This is a genomic window from Streptococcus sp. V913, from assembly GCF_054353455.1.
Genome location: NZ_JBTHHX010000004.1, coordinates 86159 through 104015, shown reverse-complemented (window position 1 = coordinate 104015; position 17857 = coordinate 86159). Strand labels below are relative to the sequence as shown.

Sequence of the window (17857 nt, the reverse complement as noted above, 5' to 3'; positions counted from 1 at the left end):
CTCTGTTCCTTCCCTATTTGTGCTATTTTAATTAGATCCGTGTTGCAAGCATGAGCGGTTGACCAGCTTGAATCATTGTCGGATACGTTCCAGTGATGGTCGCTGTATAAGCATCTTGGTTGGTGATGATAACTGGAGTTTCTGTTACGAGACCTGCATCCTTAATGACATCCATATCAAAACGAATCAGTTTCTGACCAACTGTGACGTGGTCTCCTTGAACTACAAGACTTTCAAATCCTTTGCCATCAAGACTGACTGTATCCATACCGATGTGGATGAGCAATTCCACCCCTTCATCAGAGACAATACCAATGGCATGCTTGGTAGGGAAAAGAACCGTCACTGTCCCATTGACTGGCGAAGTCAACTCACCTTGGCTTGGTTCAATGACTAGACCTTGTCCCATGACACCTGATGCAAAAACAGGATCTGTCGCTTGACTTAGTTCTTTTACTTGACCTGCAAGTGGACTGACAATTTCTACTGGAACAAGGGTTACTAGTTCGTGAGTCACAAATTCTGCTTCTTCTTGGGCAACGAATTCTGCTTGCAAGGCTGTATCATCTTCTGTTTTTGTAAAGAGGCCTACCTTGCGGAAGAAGAAAGTCAAGAGCATTGGAACAACAATCGCAACTAGCATAGTTCCTGCAAATGGCAACATGTATTGAGGTTGAATAGAGAGGATACCTGGCAAACCACCGATACCAATAGAAGCCGCCGTTACATTGAAAGTAACGGACAACATGCCTGCAAGGGCTGAACCGATCATCCCAGCTACAAATGGATAGATGTATTTGACATTGACCCCAAAGAGGGCTGGTTCTGTAACACCGAGATAGGCTGAAATGGTTGCAGGAAGTGAAATCTGAGCCTCACGCTCATCATGGCGGTGCATGAAATAATAGGCAAATACGGCTGAACCTTGGGCAATATTAGAAAGAGCTATCATTGGCCAAAGGGCAGTTCCGCCAGCATCTGCGATCAATTGTGTATCGATGGCATTGGTCATGTGGTGTAGACCTGTGATAACAAATGGGGCATACAGGGCACCAAATATCGCGCCAAAGAGCCATTTAACTGGTCCAGTTAACCCTGCCAAGACAACTGTGGAGAGTCCTTGCCCAATTGTCCAACCGATTGGTCCCAAAACAGTGTGAGCCAAAATCAAAGCTGGAATTAAAGACAAGAAAGGTACAAAAATCATGGAAATGACTTCTGGGATATGCTTGCGCCAGAAAATTTCAAGATAAGATAAGCTCAAACCTGCAAGTAAGGCTGGAATAACTTGGGCTTGGTAACCGATACGATTAACAGTGAAGTATCCAAAATTCCAAACCCAGTTTGCTGCAATCTCTTCTGTTGAAGTAGAAGCAACCGCATAGGCGTTGAGCAACTGAGGCGATACCAAACAGATCCCGAGCACAATTCCCAAGATTTGGCTGGTTCCCATCTTACGAGAAACAGACCAAGTAATCCCTACAGGTAGGAACTGGAAGATAGCTTCACCAGGCAACCAAAGGAAGTGATTGACACCTGACCAAAACTGAGAAGATTCTGTGATGGTCTTGCCATCCAACATCGACCAATGCACACCTTCCAAGACATTACGAAAACCGAGGATCAGTCCTCCGACAATCAAGGCTGGAATAATCGGCGTAAAGATTTCTGCTAGAGTGGTCATGACACGTTGGACCAGGTTTTGATTGCTCTTAGCTGCGGACTTGGCTGCTTCTTTGGAGACACCCTCAATTCCAGAAACAGCTGTAAAATCATTATAAAAAATCGGTACGTCATTCCCGATAATCACCTGAAATTGACCCGCATTTGTAAAGGTCCCTTTGACGGCTGGAATCGACTCGATAGCCTTAACATTGGCCTTCTTTTCGTCACCGAGAACAAAGCGCATCCGTGTCGCACAGTGAGTTACGGCAGTGACATTCTCCTTACCTCCGATCGCCTGAAGCAGATCTTTGGCTTCTTGTTCAAATTTTCCCATTTGATTCTCCTTATACTTGTCAAAGCAAGTTTGACTTGATAAGACTATTGTAAACGATACCAAACTTGTAGGCAACTTGTTTGGTATAAATAGAGGATTTTTTTGTAAAATTTCGTACACTTGTATGGTAAAATAGATACAAGTATGTATAGAATAAGACTCAAAACCCATTTAATACTCAATGAAAACCAAAGAACAAACTAGGAAGCTAGCCGCAAGCTGTACTTGAGTACGGTAAGGCGACGCTGACGTGGTTTGAATTTGATTTTCGAAGAGTATAAGGAAGCAAGATGAAGAAATACCAACAATTATTTAAGCAAATTCAGGAAACCATTCAAAATGAGACTTACGCTGTCGGAGATTTTCTTCCTAGTGAGCACGACCTCATGAACCAGTATCAAGTGAGTCGTGACACCGTACGAAAGGCTCTGTCCCTCCTCCAAGAGGAAGGATTGATCAAGAAAATAAGAGGTCAGGGTTCTCAAGTTATCAAAGAAGAAACCGTCAATTTCCCTGTCTCCAACCTAACCAGCTACCAAGAACTGGTCCAGGAACTTGGACTCCGCTCGAAAACAAACGTGGTCAGTCTAGATAAAATCATTATCGATAAAAAATCCTCACTGATAACCGGCTTTCCAGAGTTTCGGATGGTTTGGAAGGTGGTCCGCCAACGTGTAGTGGATGACCTGGTATCGGTTCTGGATACGGACTATCTGGATATGGAACTAATCCCGAATCTCACTCGCCAAATCGCTGAGTAGTCTATCTACTCGTATATAGAGGACGACCTCAAACTCCTTATTGATTATGCTCAGAAAGAAATCACCATTGACCACACGGGTGATCGAGACAAGATTCTCATGGACATTGGTAAAGACCCTTATGTCGTTTCGATTAAATCAAAAGTCTATCTCCAAGACGGGCGCCAGTTTCAGTTCACCGAAAGTCGCCATAAATTAGAAAAATTTCACTTTGTTGACTTTGCCAAAAGGCATCCGAAATAAACACTTACAGTTGGGGATACTCTCAACCGTTTTTTGGTAATAAATGATCTTCTAGTTGATCATTGGAAAAGAGTGACTCTATCCTGCTTATTCTACTATTTTAAGAAAAAGCAATCTCAAATATGTTTTTCACTAGAAACCTCTTGACAAATAATAGGTAATCAGTAGAATGGGATTTAAATAGAAAAAATATAGGGCTTTGTTTTACAAAATATAAACGGTTCCAAAACAAATAGAAATTTCTAGGGAGAAAATATTTTGGGAGAAATCCTGTCGCTATAGCATCCGCAAACTAACGGTTGGGACTGCTTCTGTTTTGCTGGGGGCTGTTTTTCTATCTAGTCATACAGTCTCAGCTGATGGTATTGAAGTACAACAAAATGCCCCAAGTATTGTCGGGACTACTATTAAACCTGATAGTGGATCAGAGCAGATTGAACCGACTGAGACCACTAAACCAGCTCTAGTTGAGAAGTCAGATGTCGAAAGCAATCCTGCTGAAAGTAAACCTGCTGAGACTCCACAAGCTACAAATAGCCAAACTAGTGCTGAGGCTATTGTTGAATCAAACGAAAACAAGGAGAATGAAAATACCGAGCTACCCGTGACAAAGCAAGAAAACTATCAACTCAACTACGATCAGCCAACAGCTCCCTCCTATGATGGGTGGGAAAAACAAGCCCTTCCAGTCGGAAATGGCGAGATGGGAGCTAAGGTCTTTGGTCTGATCGGTGAAGAGAGAATCCAGTATAACGAAAAGACCCTCTGGTCAGGAGGTCCCCGGCCCGATAGCACCGACTATAATGGTGGAAACTACAAGGATCGCTACAAGGTCCTAGCAGAAATTCGTAAGGCTCTCGAAGATGGTGACCGCCAAAAAGCCAAACAACTGGCTGAACAAAATTTAGTTGGGCCAAATAATGCCCAGTATGGACGTTACCTAGCCTTTGGTGATATCTTCATGGTCTTTAACAATCAGAAGAAAGGCCTGGATACCGTAACAGATTATCACCGTGGTTTGGATATCACAGAGGCCACTACGACTACTTCTTACACCCAAGATAGGACGACCTTCAAACGCGAAACCTTCTCCAGCTATCCTGATGATGTCACCGTGACCCACTTGACTAAAAAAGGAAACAAGACGCTTGACTTTACTCTTTGGAACAGCTTGACTGAGGACTTGCTTGCTAATGGTAATTACTCTTGGGAATATTCCAACTATAAGGACGGACATGTTACTACAGATGAACATGGAATTCTTCTAAAAGGAACTGTTAAAGATAACGACCTCAAATTTGCATCCTATTTAGGAATTAAAACGGATGGAACAGTCACTGTTCAGAATGAGACCCTAACCGTTACAGGCGCAAGCTATGCGACCCTCTATCTCAGCGCCAAGACAAACTTTGCTCAAAATCCTAAAACCAACTATCGAAAAGACATTGACCTCGAAAAAACGGTTAAGGGTATTGTAGAAGCCGCTAAGGCCAAAGACTACGAGACACTTAAAAAAGACCATATCAAGGATTATCAAAGTCTCTTTAATCGTGTTAAACTAAATCTAGGTGGAAGCAAGACTGCTCAAACGACAAAAGAGGCCCTTCAAGGCTATAACCCAGAAAAAGGGCAAAAATTGGAAGAACTCTTCTTCCAATACGGACGTTATTTATTGATTAGTTCGTCTCGTGATCGGACAGATGCCCTTCCTGCCAACCTACAAGGAGTCTGGAATGCTGTAGACAATCCACCTTGGAACGCTGACTACCACCTCAATGTCAATTTGCAAATGAACTATTGGCCAGCCTACATGAGCAACCTTGCTGAAACAGCCAAGCCAATGATTAATTACATTGACGACATGCGTTACTATGGCCGTATCGCTGCCAAGGAATACGCTGGTATCGAATCCAAAGACGGACAAGAAAATGGTTGGCTGGTCCACACCCAAGCAACACCATTTGGCTGGACTACTCCTGGTTGGAATTACTATTGGGGTTGGTCTCCAGCTGCTAATGCTTGGATGATGCAGAACGTCTATGATTACTACAAATTCACCAGGGACGAAACTTATCTAAAAGAAAAGATTTACCCAATGCTCAAGGAAACAGCTAAGTTCTGGAACTCCTTCTTGCACTATGACAAGGCCAGTGATCGTTGGGTGTCTTCTCCATCCTACTCACCAGAACACGGGACCATCACCATCGGAAACACCTTTGACCAATCGCTAGTCTGGCAGCTATTCCACGACTATATGGAAGTCGCCAACCATCTGAATGTCGGCCAAGACTTAGTCACAGAGGTCAAGGCTAAATTTGACAAACTCAAACCCCTTCACATCAACAATGAAGGCCGTATCAAGGAATGGTACGAAGAAGACAGCCCACAATTCACCAATGAAGGCATTGAAAATAACCACCGCCATGTTTCCCATCTGGTTGGTCTCTTCCCAGGTACACTCTTTAGCAAGGATCAGGCTGAATACCTAGAGGCTGCGCGTGCAACCCTCAATCACCGCGGAGATGGTGGGACTGGTTGGTCTAAGGCCAATAAAATCAACCTCTGGGCTCGTCTCTTAGACGGCAATCGTGCCCATCGCTTGCTCGCCGAACAGCTCAAGTATTCAACTCTAGAAAATCTTTGGGATACCCACGCTCCTTTCCAAATCGACGGAAACTTTGGAGCAACTAGTGGTATGGCAGAAATGCTCCTGCAATCTCATACCGGCTATATTGCGCCATTGCCAGCCCTTCCAGATGCTTGGAAAGACGGTCAGGTTTCTGGCTTGATTGCCCGTGGCAACTTTGAAGTCAGCATGAAGTGGAAAGATAAAAACCTTCAAAGCTTGTCCTTCCTGTCAAATGTCGGTGGAGACCTGGTTGTAGACTATCCAAATATCGAAGCCAGTCAGGTTAAGGTCAATGGCAAAGCAGTCAAGGCAACTGTCCTCAAAGATGGCCGCATCCAACTGGCAACACAAAAAGGTGATGTCATTACCTTTGAACATTTCCCTGGTCGCATAACCAGTCTGACAGCAGTTCGACAAAATGGAGTCACTGCCGAACTCACCTTCAATCAAGTAGAAGGCGCTACCCACTATGTCATCCAAAGACAAGTAAAAGACGAATCTGGCCAAACCTCTGCAACTAGAGAATTTGTAACCAATCAAACGAACTTTATCGACCGATCACTAAATCCTCAACTCGCCTATACTTATACCGTCAAGGCTATGCTGGGCGAAGTTTCCACACAAGTATCTGAACAGGCAACTGTAGAAACTCCTAGTGAATTGATGGATGACCGAGACAGTCGTATCCAGTACGGAGCTGCCTTTGGAAACTGGGCAGACTCAGAATTATTTGGAGGAACGGAGAAGTATGCGGATCTTTCAAAAGGAAACTACACAGACCAAGACGTGACTGCTACTATTCCTTTCAATGGTGTTGGCATCGAAATCTATGGACTAAAATCGTCCGAACTAGGTCTTGCAACTGCTAAAATTGATGGCAAAGAGGTCGGCGAGCTTGACTTCCATACTGCTGGGGCAACTGAAAAAGGTAGTCTCATCGGTCGCTTCACTGGATTGTCTGACGGACCTCACACATTGACTCTTAGTGTTAAACGTGAACACAAAGGACGTGGTAGTGAGTGCTCGAAAATTTCATTAGACTACTTCAAGGTCCTAGCAGGAACAGGCAACACGATTGAAAAAATGGATGATCGTGATTCGCGCATCCAGTATGGTCCCCAGTTTAAGGACTGGTCTGACCCTGAACTCTACGGAGGTACGGAAAAATACGCTGACATCAACAACAGCGACTCTAGCGTAGCTTCAGAAGCTCAGGCAACCATTACCTTCACAGGAACAGGCATTCGTATCTATGGTTTGAAGAGCCTTGCCCTTGGACGAGCACGTGTTACACTAGATGGCAAAGAAATGCCAAGTCTAGACTTCTACACTTCAGGTGCAACTGAAAAGAGAGCTTTTATTGGCGAATTTACAAACCTTACTGACGGTCCGCACACCTTGACATTACAAGTTGACCCAGATTCGCCAGAAGGTCGCAAGAAAATCTCTCTAGACTCCTTTGATATCATCAAAGCACCTGCTGTTGGTCTAGATAGCCCAAGTATCGCTCCTCTCAAGGAAAATGACAAAGAAATTTCCTTAACCCTACCATCTGGAGACTGGGAAGCCATCGCTGTAACCTTCCCTGGTCTCAAAGATCCTCTGGTATTACGCAAAGTGGACCAAACGCATCTGGTTACAAGTGGGGATCAGACCGTGCTATCAATCCAAGACAATCAAGTTCAAATCCCAATCCCTGAAGCTACTGATCGACAAACTGGAAAAGCGATTGAAGCTTATGCCATTCAAGAAACTACCACAAGTAGCCCTGTCGTAGCTTTCTTTACTAAAAAAGATGAGAAGAAGGTTGACGAGAGCCAGCCAACTACAAGCAAGGGGGATGAACCAGCTCCTACTGTCGAGAAACCTGAGTACACTGAGCCTATCGGAACTGCAGGACAAGAAGAGCCACCTACAGTTGAAAAGCCTGAATATACTGATCCTATCGGAACTCCGGGAGAACAAGAAGCTCCAACAGTAGAAATTCCTGAATACACCAACCCTATCGGGACTGCAGGTCAAGAGGAACCGCCTACAGTGACAATTCCTGAATACACCGAGCCTGTCGGAACTGCAGGGCAAGAGGAAGCTCCTACTGTTGAAAAACCTGAGTACACCGAGCCTATCGGAAAGGCAGGGCAAGAGGAAGCTCCTACTGTTGAAAAACCTGAGTACACTGACCCTATCGGAACTAGTGGGGATCAGGCTACTCCAACCCTTACTCTTCCTGATTATCCAGTTCGAGTCTTAAAAGATAAGGAAACTGGAGTGGAAATCATTGGTGGAGTCAGTGACCTAGAAGGAATTTCTCACATCTCTAGCCGACGTGTCCTAGCTCAGGAACTCTTTGGCAAGACCTATGATGCTTACGACCTACAACTTAAAAATCCAACAGATCATAGCTTGCAGCCACAAGGCTCTGTCTTGGTTCGCTTGCCTATTTCAGCTAGCGTAGAAAATATCTACTACATCACTCCGACCAAGGAGTTGCAAACCCTTGATTTCACCGTTCGAGGCGGAAAGGCAGAATTCATCACTAATCATTTCAGTACCTATGCTGTCGTCTATCAAGCTGCTGGAACAAGCTCTAACACAGAGGAGAAACCAAGTGCTTCAGATGAAGAAACCTTGACACACGAGGCTGAACAACTTTCAACTAGTCCTAGCCTAGCTAAAGCTGGAAATCATTCTCCTAAGGAACAACTTCCAGCAACAGGGGACGCATCCAACCCACTCCTCTTCTTAGCAGGCCTCAGTCTAGCCCTTACAGCCACTTTTATGTTAAAAGGAAGAAAGGATGAGTCCAACTAACTTTTAACATCACAAAAATAGGATGAAGAACAACTTCATCCTGTTTTGTTTTGTAATCAAATGTTACCTTTACAGCAGGTATAAAAAGGCTAGGGTCAAGAGACTTGCTAGAAGTCCAACTCCCCAAAAGAAGAAGTCAACTTTCCACTCACTCCAAGGATTGCCCTTGCCTGAGAATCCTCCAAGCTCGAAATGGTGATGGACAGGTGTCATACGGAAGATACGTTTCCCACCACTAAGCTTAAAGTAGGTAACCTGCATCATAACAGAGCTTGTCTCAAAGACATAGATAATCCCAATCAACAAAAGGGTCCATTCTTGGTGGAGAGCCATAGAAATAGCTGCCAGCATCCCACCAAGAGCCAAACTTCCCACATCTCCCATGAAGACCTTGGCAGGTTTGTGGTTAAAGACGAAGAAGCCTAGCAAACCACCAATCATAGCAAGAATCACAAGAAGAATATCCAGTTGATTTTGCACATAAGCAATCACACCATAGGCCGATAAGCTAATCACTACGGAAATACTTGCTAAGCCATCGATCCCGTCCGTCAGATTCACCGCATTTGAAAAGCCAACTAGCCAGAAAAGGGCAAAGAAGATATAGAAAATACCCAGATGAACTTGGTAGCCAAAAACTGAAAGCATGTCACCACCACGCTCATAAAAGAGGTAGAAAATCACTCCTCCAAGCAGCTGGAGAGCAAGCTTTTGCTTAGGATTCAATCCTTCGTTGATCTTACGGAAAATTTTGAGGAAATCATCCAAAAAACCTACCAAACCATACAAAACCAAGATAAACAAAATCATGCCTACATTGTTAGTCAATTGTTGGGTAAAGAGAGCGACAAGGAAGCTCACTACTACTGCAACGATCAGGAAGACAAGACCTCCCATGGTTGGAGTCCCAGCTTTAGCTTGGTGTTGCTTGACATCCTCGTGCATCTGCTGTCCTGTAATCTGCGCTTTTCGATAAAATCGGATAAAGGCTGGAATACCTATCAAGGTCAATAGAAAGGCTAGAACTCCAGCATTAATGGAACTAATCATGTTAATCTCCTAGAGTTATTTTCATTTTTTTAAGGTCTTTGAGAGCAGTATTGGCACGGACACTTTGTTTCTTGACCGTTTTGCCACTACCTTCCCACTCGACTTCTATATTTAGCCATTTAGCAAATGTTTGCACATTTTCATCTGTCCAGCCATACATATCAGGCATTTCTTCGACCTTATCAGATAGGATCAAGATCTGCTGATTAGCTTCCAAATTATCTCCTTCAGAAACCGAGAGCTCCTTGATCTTGGTTCCTGTTCCGATAACGATTGGTTGGACAAGGTTACGACGCAATTCCTCTGCTAGGTCACCCGGAGTAAAGTCCTTGGTAGCTGGCATAGCATAGCTTGTCGTCTTGCTGACCTGATCCAAGCTCTTGGCAGTTGACTGAAGATTGAGGGATTCTTTCATAGCAGAGGCTCGCTCAAGGATCGGGTTGGCAAACTCTCCCAGCTGAACACCCGAATAATGCACTGGCTGTTGCACCGTCACATAGAGGATAAAGTCAGGATTTTCTGCAGGATGCATCGACACAACAGAGAAGATATAGTTGGTCTCACCTGTAAGGTAACCCCCATTCTTCTCATCGGCAATCTGAGCAGTCCCTGATTTCAGGGCGACATTCTGACCTGGAACATTGACATTCGGCTTTCCTATGCTGTGGTTGTACATGGTACCGTAGACAGGATCTGTTCCGACCATGACCATGTGCTCCCGAGTAGAGGACGCTGCTGCTTTTGACACAGGATTTCCGACAATTTCCTTTTGAGACTTACGGACAGACTGGTCATTTGGATCATAGAGGGCACTGATAAATTTCGGCTCCAACATAACCCCATCGTTGGCAATAGCTGTAAAAGCACGAAGCATCTGGGTCTGGGTGACAGAGATCCCTTGTCCAAATGCACTCATGGCAATATTGACAATGTTATCAGCAGGTAATTGACCTGTGTACTCATCTGTCAGACCAAAACGGGTCGGTACTCCAAACTTAAAGCGGTTAAGGTAGTCCAACCAGGTTGCATCTCCCATCTTTTGCTCAAGCAAGGTCATTCCGATATTACTTGAGTGAGCAAATCCTTGAGAGAAGGTCATGGTGCTACCACTAGTCAATCCTTCATTGACGTCCCAGTCTCGAATGGTCGCATCTGCTATTTTCAATTCACTACTGTTAAAGTACTCGCCACCAGGGAAGGTATTGTTATCAATGGCTGAAGCCAACATCATCACCTTCATGGTTGATCCTGGCTCGTAGTTACTTTGATAAAGAATATCTCGCCAGACAAAGTCTTTTGTGATGCCATCCTTGGTATCTGCATTAAAGGTCGGCCGTTGGGTCGTAGCCAGGATTTCCCCTGTTTTAGCGCTAACCAAGGTAGCCGTCATATACTTGCCTTTTACTTTTTCATGGAAGGCATCCATCTGAGTTTCCATAAAGGATTGCAAGGGACTAGAAAGGGTTGTGTAGACATCTTTTCCATCTACCGTTTGTTGAGAAGCTTGATCTGTACCCGGAACAATATTTCCCAGACGATCTTTCTCATAGGTGATGATCCCATCTGTACCCGCCAGAATGCTATTTAAAGAACTCTCCAATCCAGATGTCCCAATCAACCTTTTGGTGCCATCCTCATTTTCATGGAGTTGCGCTAAACCGATAAAGGATGAAGCAAACTGTCCATTGGGATAACTGCGGTTAGGGCTAGTTGTAAAGTCAACTCCCTCAACGCCAGCTGTTTTAAGGTCATTTTTAATAGCCATCATATTGGCATAGGTGATCCCATTTCCCTTGGTACCAAAAGACACCTGTTTTAGATCTGGCTGAGAAAGTTGTTCCTTGACATAAGACTCTTCCATATCTAGGTATTTATGGAAAATTTCAGCTACCTTATTAAATTGAGAATCCTCTACATAGAGGATTTTACCAGTTGCTGACTTGTAGTTCTTGTCAATAACGGCATATATATTATAAGAAGTCGCATCCTCAGCAATAGGCGTTCCATTACGATCGTAGATGGTTCCCCGTTTTGCAGGAATCATCTTGGTTGTTTGGTGAACCTTTTTGGCCTCTTGAACCAAGTCCTTACCAAATTTACTACCCGTTCCGATAATGACCGCAAAGTTGACCAAAAAGACAGCGAAGAGTACGACTGCCAATAAACTCAGGCTTTTTCCTACTCTTCGGCGGTTTTCTTCTGGAGATTTGCGATTACGAACGGCATAACGGATGATTTTTTCTTTCCACTGTTTCATATCTTACTCCGCCGCTCGGATATTTTCGTTATTCAGCTGCAAATCCTTGGAGTTTGCAATTTCTTTCAAACGCTCTGAACGAATCAATTCATTGACCTCTTGCTTAGCATCGTCGAGCTCGGTTTTCTTTTCTTCGATTTGAGCATTAACCTTAGTTAATTCATTCTGAACTTGTAATAGCTTGGTTTGCATAAACACAACACTAATTGCCAGGATAATCATTGTTGCAGCAATCGAAACATAGAAGGCCTTTTCCACACGTGAAAAACCCTTAAACTTCGTTTGCAATAACTGGCTTGTTTTTTCGATTCTTTCTGCCATGTTTTTCCTCTTACTTGTGAATTTTTCTGGCCACGCGCAACTTGGCTGAATGCGAACGGTTGTTGGCTTCTAGCTCTTCTGCACTTGGCAAGATTGGCTTACGGGATACCAATTCCATCTTAGGCTTAAGATCATCTGGAATGAAGGGCAAGCCTTTGGGAACTTCCACTGTTGAAGCTTCCTTAAACAATTGCTTGGTTAAGCGGTCTTCCAGCGAATGGAAAGTAATGACTGAGATTCTACCATCCAGAGCCAGCATATCCATAGCCTGCTGGATAGACTCATCTGCCGCCCCCAGCTCATCATTAACTTCGATTCGGATAGCCTGGAAAATCTGCTTGGCAGGGTGCCCCTTTTTCTTGAGTTCCTTGGCAGGTTTGGCAGACTTGATAATCTCTGCCAACTCAGTCGTCGTCTCGATTGGTTTCACCTCACGCGCCTGCTCAATCTTGCGGGCAATCTGTTTAGAGAATTTGTCCTCGCCATATTTGAAAAAAATCCGAACCAAGTCATGATAGTCATAATGATTGACCACCTCATAGGCCGTCAAACTAGCTTCCTGATTCATCCGCATATCCAGTGGCGCATCCTTTTTATAAGAAAAGCCACGCTCACGCTGATCCAGCTGAGGACTGGACACTCCCAAGTCATAACAAATTCCATCAATTTCCTGGACACCAGCCTCCTGCAAACGTGCCTGCAAATGACGGAAGTTATCCCTGATAAAGGTTACCATCCCTTTTTCGATATAGGGTGCCAACCGTTTTTGCGCATTGTCAATGGCATTCTGGTCCTGGTCAAAGGCATAGAGATGCCCTTTTTCGCTCAATTTACTTAATAAATATTCGCTATGGCCCGCACCTCCCAAAGTCGCATCAACGTAGATACCGTCAGGTTTTACGTCAAGCATATCAATCGTTTCATGAAGCAAGACCGTTACATGATGAAATTCTTTTGTCATATCTTATCTATTTTACCACAAATCCGACCAGCTTGCACTTGTCAGACGAGGCTAAGTTTCTTCGAAAAAAATTCCCCCAAAAAATGTCATATATACTTGACGCCTCACCTCCAAAAGAATATAATATAGTCAAATATATGCGACATATCAAAAAGGAGACCCTATGAATCGTGTCAAAGAATTCCGCAAGGAACTGGGCATTTCTCAGCTCGATCTCGCCAAGGATATCGGTGTCTCGAGACAGACCATCAATATGATTGAAAACGACAAGTACAATCCAACCCTGGAACTCTGTCTCAATCTCGCCCGCAGCCTCCAAACTGACCTTAACAGTCTCTTTTGGGAGGATGATTTTTAAAAAGGAGAAGAAAAATGAAAAAAGAAACTCTCACTGAAAAACTCATCAAACGCATTTACAGAATTTCTGGCCCTCTTGACGAACACAAACGGCACGAGGCCGATCGTATCGGGAATCAGGTTTTTATTGTCCTCTTTTATCTGATGACATTTGGCAATCTCATTCCCTTTGTCCTTGCTTATAAATACCCGCAAATTGTCGCTATCGGTTATCCTCTCGTGGTGTTTGGCATTTCGATGGTAGCTGCCCTCTATGTGGTCTCTCAAACCAAGAAAACGGGCATCACAGCTATTGATCCCGAAATGCTGAGTCAAAAAGAAAGTAAACAGCTACATTTTCCGGCTCTAAAAGCCGGTCTGATCTACGGCATAGCGATATTTTTTATAATGCCACTCATCGATACCCTAACCAGTGAAAATCCAAATTTCATCAGTTCTCTTCTGAATTCAAAACATATTTTAAAAACTATACTGGGAGCGTTCTTTTTTGGACTGATGATGCAAATTGTTGTCTCTCTTCGCATTCGAAAAGCCAAGAAAGAGCAAGAAGACGACTAGGAGGTGCCTTATGAAATCACTAGCTAGACTACTGATCGGTCATGTTTTTATCAGTATTTTCCTTTCCTTCGCCCTTGTTTCAGGAGCTGTTTCTCATACAGTTTTAATACTCTTACTCCTCTTTCTTCCTGCACTCAATAAAGGACTTGAGAAAATGCAATCAAAACGGGTACCTGTCCTCAACGCCGCCCTCTTCTTCCTCCTTATATCCTTTCCACAGCTTCTAACCAACCCTGTCCAATGGAAATTTTCAATATTCCTAGTCGTAACCATCATCTCAAGTTTGGTCTACTTCTATAACTTTTATCAAGTGGTTAAAGAAGTACATCAAAAGCTATTGTAAACTACATCAATTACTGCAACAACAAACAAATAAAGATCAAACTAATATGACCTAATCCTATGCAATACAGAGCTAAAGCCTTTACTTAAATTATTTGTCTAACTTTTCGGAGTCAGTATGCCCCCATCCTTGGCATTTTCCTTGTTTAAGACGAAGTAGTTTTTCTGATTCATCGCCATGGTTCGTAGGATGTCGTCAATCAAGAAAGTCAAGGGCACGTTCATGGCAGAGTATTTTTGAAAATCCTCTTCAAAACGGATATAATTATCTGAAAAATAATCCATCTGCAGTTTGTTTTCATACAGCTCTTTTCTAGTCATAAACTCCCTCCTCCCACAGTCGAATTTCGAGGACATCTACAATCTCTACCAGCCTATATCCCTCATTTGTCCTAATAGATAGAGTTTGAGGTGATAATTCGCTCACCTCACCGATGATTGTCGTTTTTTGCTTTCTTTCCTTGACAACAAAACATCCCTTCAATTGACCAACATAAAGCTGAGAAAGCAAGAGTAGCTTCTCAACTGAATTCAAATTCGTCGAAAAATCAACACGATTTTTTTCGTCACCAAGCGAGCTGGTATGCTCCGAGAGGAAAAAGCCCATCCACTTCTGCATCCCTGGATCTTGATAGTCTCGCGCAGATTGAAAAGGTAAATAAGAACGATCAATCATTGTAATCCATCTAATCCTCCAGCAGAATGCCCACCAATCAGCTTGCTTCTGGCAAGACTCCTAGAGGCTTCTTCCAGTGCATTGGCCTTTAGGAGAGAAGTGAAGCCAAATTGTTCCCGAATGGAGTCAATGGCCGTCTGGAGCCTTTCTTCTTTTTCTAACTTGTCAACATCATCAAAGAGGGAAATCAAACCAAAGGACTCGTCCACAAATCCTGAATAGTTGACTCCGACACTTCTGACCGCCCCAGAAGTGTATTTGTTATAAAATAGCTTCAAAACATAATCCGTTAAGATAACCGTATTATTGGTAGGTTCGACTTTCATTTGTGTGTGAATAGACGGCCTAACCTCCTGTTTAGAGAAACCAACATAAATAGAGACAAGGGTTGTTTTCTTGCCCGCCCTTCTCAGTCTAACAGCCACCTGCTCTGCCATTTCTCGGAGAATAATTTCGATATCCCGTAACTTCACGTAGTCTCTCGGCAAGATTTGAGAATTTCCCAAACCTTGGGACTTAGCTTTATAGGGCTTATGAACATTGCTCTCGTCAATTCCGTTAGCATGAAACCACAAACGCAGACCAGCCTGACCCAGAGCTTTCTTTAGCTGGTCTGGATTGCTGGTTGCCAATTCCTTGATGGAAAAAATCCCCAGAGCATGCAAGCGTTTCTCCATCCGCCTGCCAATCCCCCAAAAATCTGTCATCTTGGGAATAGCCCAGACCTTCTCTTCCACATCCTGGTAAGACCAGTTAGCCCTCATGGTCGGGGTATGCTTGGCCTCATTATCCAGAGCCAACTTAGCCAGTAAGGGATTGGCATTGGACATTCCCACCGTAGAGTAGATCCCTGTCTGCCTCCAAATATCCCTCTGGATACGAGCAGAAAGCATATCCAGCTTGTCTTTGCGAGAGAGACTCTTGTCTGGGATAAAATAGTTGAGCGAACTAGTCAGATCAATAAAGCCCTCATCGATAGAGTAGGGATAAATATCATCTGGACTACCATAGTTTTGAAAGATTCGCTGGATTTCCATATTGACCGCTATGTACTCGTCCATCCGAGGAGGGACAATCAAGGTGACTTGTGCCCAATCTTCAATATAGCGCACATAGTCTGAATCTGTAGGCAACCCCTGCTTTCTGGCGTTATAGTAGGAAAATTTGCGGGTCTTGATATCAAAGGGCAGATCATAGGCCCGACCAACATTGGACTTGCCAAAAATCTTCTTAAACATGGGAGAGGAGGCTAGGATAAGGCCAGTTGAATTATCCGCGCGACTCATGACACAAAGTGAGGTCTTCAGCGGATGCAAGCCTCTTTTCACACACTCGACACTGGCATAAAAGGATTTCATATCGACAAAGGCAATATCACTTTTGGGCTCTCTGGAATAATCAAAGTAGCCCATGAGCTAGCCCTCCATCGGCACAAAATTCCCAACGATAATCCCCACAATCCGAGGATCTTCCTCATAGGAGATGAAAATATCCTTGTATTTGGGATTGATAGAGACCAGACGCAAGCCATCTTCCTCACGATAGACCCGTTTGATATAGGTCTGGTTGTTGCAAACCAGTGCATAAACCGCCCCATCATAATCAAATCCGGTCTCTCGAATCAAAGCCACGGAACCATTTTGATATTTAGGTTCCATGGAGTCCCCAGCCACCCAGGAAGCAAAATCGTGGGCTAGTTCCTCATTAAAGTAAACCGTATCAAAATTCCGATCATCATAGACCGAAGCCCCGATCCCTGCTGACATGCGTTCATAGACACGATATTCGTAGAGTCGTTTTGGCATATCCATAACCTTCTGGGCTTGTTCCTCTTGAGCTAGGTTGCGAGCATAAAGCACAACCTTATCCTTCCCTTGCTTGGAAAGGCTATTGTAGAGATGGACGATCTCAATCTGAGTAAAATAGCCTTTTGCCACTTTTAAAATCTTCTCTAGTTGAGCAACCTTCTCCTTGGATGGTTCCTTAATCCCGCGTTCCCAAGCGGAGTAAGCCTGAAAACTAATCCCTAATTCCTCTGCAATTTCCTTCTGTGTCAATTTTAACTCTTTTCTCCGAGCCTTGAGTTTTTCTGGTTGGTACATGATTCACCTCCTAGTGTGATGCTTTCGTTGCAGGTTGACTCTGTTTTGAAACTCAACCATTTTGGTTTAGTTTTATTATATAAAAAAAGTGGACGATTGTCCACTGGGAAAATCAAGTTTAAGCAACAACACTTATCTATTTTGAACAAAAAAAGACATCCAAGAGTAAATTCTTAAATGTCTGGAAAGATTGATGCCTCCATTAACCTTGTTAATAGACCGGAATTGATGATATTATGGTCTCCTTATCTCAAATACTGCTGTATGAACCCACTCATTATGAATGTGTAAGTCATTTTCTATCATTCTACTAAAGGTGAAGCCATTTTTTAAAAGCACCCTCTGAGAGGCTAGATTACCCGTTGCCGTTCCTGCAATGATTCTATTGAAAACATAAGTCGTAAAGGCCTTGTCTAAAATGAGCCTAACTGCTTCACTTGCATAGCCTAAATTGGTGACATTTTTCCCAATTCTATACCCAAGCTCTGCTGTTGTTCGATCATTCTCTAAAACACTTAAATTGATTCTTCCGACCATAACGCCTTGCGAATCTCTAATAAGATGCATATAGACATCACGATTCCTTTGTTCCGTTAACAATTCCCTTGTAATTTCTTTAAAACCTTCTAAATCAAAATAGTTAGCTGGTCTAGGAGGTAAATTTCGTTCAAAATACTCTCGATTTTCTTTTTCAAAAGAATAAACGTCTAGACTATTTTCTTCAGACAACAACTCTAAACTGATCATTGCAAGCCCTCTCCCATCATTATCTACATTCAACATTTTCTCA

13 protein-coding genes and 2 pseudogenes are annotated in these 17857 nt (G+C 43.4%); 5 read left to right on the top strand and 10 right to left on the bottom strand.

Annotation, left to right across the window (positions count from 1 at the left end):
• Positions 1–31: 31 nt before the first annotated feature.
• Complete coding sequence (gene treP / locus ACXYSL_RS07625; RefSeq protein WP_458624402.1) at positions 32–1999, bottom strand: PTS system trehalose-specific EIIBC component; 1968 nt, start codon at positions 1997–1999, stop codon at positions 32–34.
• A 290-nt stretch (positions 2000–2289) separates the two neighbouring features.
• Here treP and treR point away from each other — a divergent pair.
• Together treR and ACXYSL_RS07615 are read left to right on the top strand one after the other, a co-directional pair.
• A pseudogene (gene treR / locus ACXYSL_RS07620) lies at positions 2290–3003 on the top strand (trehalose operon repressor).
• 238 nt (positions 3004–3241) lie between these two features.
• Complete coding sequence (locus ACXYSL_RS07615; protein WP_458624449.1) at positions 3242–8443, top strand: SIALI-17 repeat-containing surface protein; 5202 nt, start codon at positions 3242–3244, stop codon at positions 8441–8443.
• A 69-nt stretch (positions 8444–8512) separates the two neighbouring features.
• Here the strand turns inward: ACXYSL_RS07615 and mraY are convergent, their stop codons facing one another.
• The 4 genes from mraY to rsmH are packed head-to-tail and all read right to left on the bottom strand — an operon-like array spanning position 8513 to position 13032.
• Complete coding sequence (gene mraY / locus ACXYSL_RS07610) at positions 8513–9493, bottom strand: phospho-N-acetylmuramoyl-pentapeptide-transferase (protein ID WP_458624401.1); 981 nt, start codon at positions 9491–9493, stop codon at positions 8513–8515.
• Between the two features lies 1 nt (position 9494).
• On the bottom strand, positions 9495–11750 hold the full coding sequence (gene pbp2x / locus ACXYSL_RS07605; RefSeq protein ID WP_458624400.1) for a penicillin-binding protein PBP2X: 2256 nt from the start codon (positions 11748–11750) through the stop codon (positions 9495–9497).
• A gap of 3 nt (positions 11751–11753) precedes the next feature.
• Positions 11754–12071, bottom strand: a complete 318-nt coding sequence (gene ftsL, locus ACXYSL_RS07600) for a cell division protein FtsL (RefSeq protein ID WP_000840795.1) — start codon at positions 12069–12071, stop codon at positions 11754–11756.
• Positions 12072–12081: 10 nt separating this feature from the next.
• Complete coding sequence (gene rsmH / locus ACXYSL_RS07595) at positions 12082–13032, bottom strand: 16S rRNA (cytosine(1402)-N(4))-methyltransferase RsmH (protein WP_009730646.1); 951 nt, start codon at positions 13030–13032, stop codon at positions 12082–12084.
• Positions 13033–13195: 163 nt separating this feature from the next.
• Between rsmH and ACXYSL_RS07590 the strand changes: the two genes are divergently transcribed.
• Genes ACXYSL_RS07590 through ACXYSL_RS07580 form a run of 3 tightly spaced genes read left to right on the top strand, consistent with a single transcriptional unit; the run spans position 13196 to position 14290 of the window.
• The gene (locus tag ACXYSL_RS07590) at positions 13196–13390 is read left to right on the top strand and encodes a helix-turn-helix transcriptional regulator (protein ID WP_001082467.1); all 195 of its coding nucleotides are present in this window, start codon (positions 13196–13198) and stop codon (positions 13388–13390) included.
• Positions 13391–13404: 14 nt separating this feature from the next.
• Positions 13405–13947 (top strand): DUF3278 domain-containing protein, encoded by a 543-nt coding sequence (locus tag ACXYSL_RS07585; protein ID WP_458624399.1) that lies wholly within the window; start codon positions 13405–13407, stop codon positions 13945–13947.
• Between the two features lie 10 nt (positions 13948–13957).
• Positions 13958–14290 carry a hypothetical protein gene (locus ACXYSL_RS07580; protein ID WP_458624398.1) on the top strand — a complete coding sequence of 111 codons (333 nt, stop codon included), beginning with the start codon at positions 13958–13960 and terminating at the stop codon, positions 14288–14290.
• A gap of 122 nt (positions 14291–14412) precedes the next feature.
• On the opposite strand, the pseudogene ACXYSL_RS07575 reads toward ACXYSL_RS07580, so the two are convergent.
• The 5 genes and pseudogenes from ACXYSL_RS07575 to ACXYSL_RS07555 form a co-directional block, all read right to left on the bottom strand.
• Positions 14413–14610, bottom strand: a pseudogene (locus ACXYSL_RS07575) (DUF5960 family protein); the annotation flags it as partial.
• A complete protein-coding gene (locus ACXYSL_RS07570) occupies positions 14603–14965 on the bottom strand; it encodes a hypothetical protein (protein ID WP_007522345.1) in 363 nt (120 codons plus the stop codon). The pseudogene ACXYSL_RS07575 and the gene ACXYSL_RS07570, both read right to left, overlap by 8 nt.
• Positions 14962–16377 (bottom strand): Y-family DNA polymerase, encoded by a 1416-nt coding sequence (locus ACXYSL_RS07565; protein WP_458624397.1) that lies wholly within the window; start codon positions 16375–16377, stop codon positions 14962–14964. The genes ACXYSL_RS07570 and ACXYSL_RS07565 overlap by 4 nt, the downstream gene beginning before the upstream one ends.
• Positions 16378–16380: 3 nt before the next feature.
• Positions 16381–17067, bottom strand: a complete 687-nt coding sequence (locus tag ACXYSL_RS07560) for an XRE family transcriptional regulator (protein WP_458624396.1) — start codon at positions 17065–17067, stop codon at positions 16381–16383.
• A gap of 234 nt (positions 17068–17301) precedes the next feature.
• Positions 17302–17814, bottom strand: a complete 513-nt coding sequence (locus ACXYSL_RS07555; protein WP_458624448.1) for a GNAT family N-acetyltransferase — start codon at positions 17812–17814, stop codon at positions 17302–17304.
• Positions 17815–17857 lie beyond the last annotated feature (43 nt).

Excerpts from the sequence above, each read along its gene's own strand:
- treP (WP_458624402.1), bottom strand. The coding sequence starts at position 1,999 with ATGGGAAAATTTGAACAAGAAGCCAAAGATCTGCTTCAGGCGATCGGA.
- mraY (WP_458624401.1), bottom strand. The coding sequence starts at position 9,493 with ATGATTAGTTCCATTAATGCTGGAGTTCTAGCCTTTCTATTGACCTTG.
- pbp2x (WP_458624400.1), bottom strand. The coding sequence starts at position 11,750 with ATGAAACAGTGGAAAGAAAAAATCATCCGTTATGCCGTTCGTAATCGC.
- ftsL (WP_000840795.1), bottom strand. The coding sequence starts at position 12,071 with ATGGCAGAAAGAATCGAAAAAACAAGCCAGTTATTGCAAACGAAGTTT.
- rsmH (WP_009730646.1), bottom strand. The coding sequence starts at position 13,032 with ATGACAAAAGAATTTCATCATGTAACGGTCTTGCTTCATGAAACGATT.
- ACXYSL_RS07590 (WP_001082467.1), top strand. The coding sequence starts at position 13,196 with ATGAATCGTGTCAAAGAATTCCGCAAGGAACTGGGCATTTCTCAGCTC.
- ACXYSL_RS07585 (WP_458624399.1), top strand. The coding sequence starts at position 13,405 with ATGAAAAAAGAAACTCTCACTGAAAAACTCATCAAACGCATTTACAGA.
- ACXYSL_RS07580 (WP_458624398.1), top strand. The coding sequence starts at position 13,958 with ATGAAATCACTAGCTAGACTACTGATCGGTCATGTTTTTATCAGTATT.
- ACXYSL_RS07570 (WP_007522345.1), bottom strand. The coding sequence starts at position 14,965 with ATGATTGATCGTTCTTATTTACCTTTTCAATCTGCGCGAGACTATCAA.
- ACXYSL_RS07565 (WP_458624397.1), bottom strand. The coding sequence starts at position 16,377 with ATGGGCTACTTTGATTATTCCAGAGAGCCCAAAAGTGATATTGCCTTT.
- ACXYSL_RS07560 (WP_458624396.1), bottom strand. The coding sequence starts at position 17,067 with ATGTACCAACCAGAAAAACTCAAGGCTCGGAGAAAAGAGTTAAAATTG.
- ACXYSL_RS07555 (WP_458624448.1), bottom strand. The coding sequence starts at position 17,814 with ATGATCAGTTTAGAGTTGTTGTCTGAAGAAAATAGTCTAGACGTTTAT.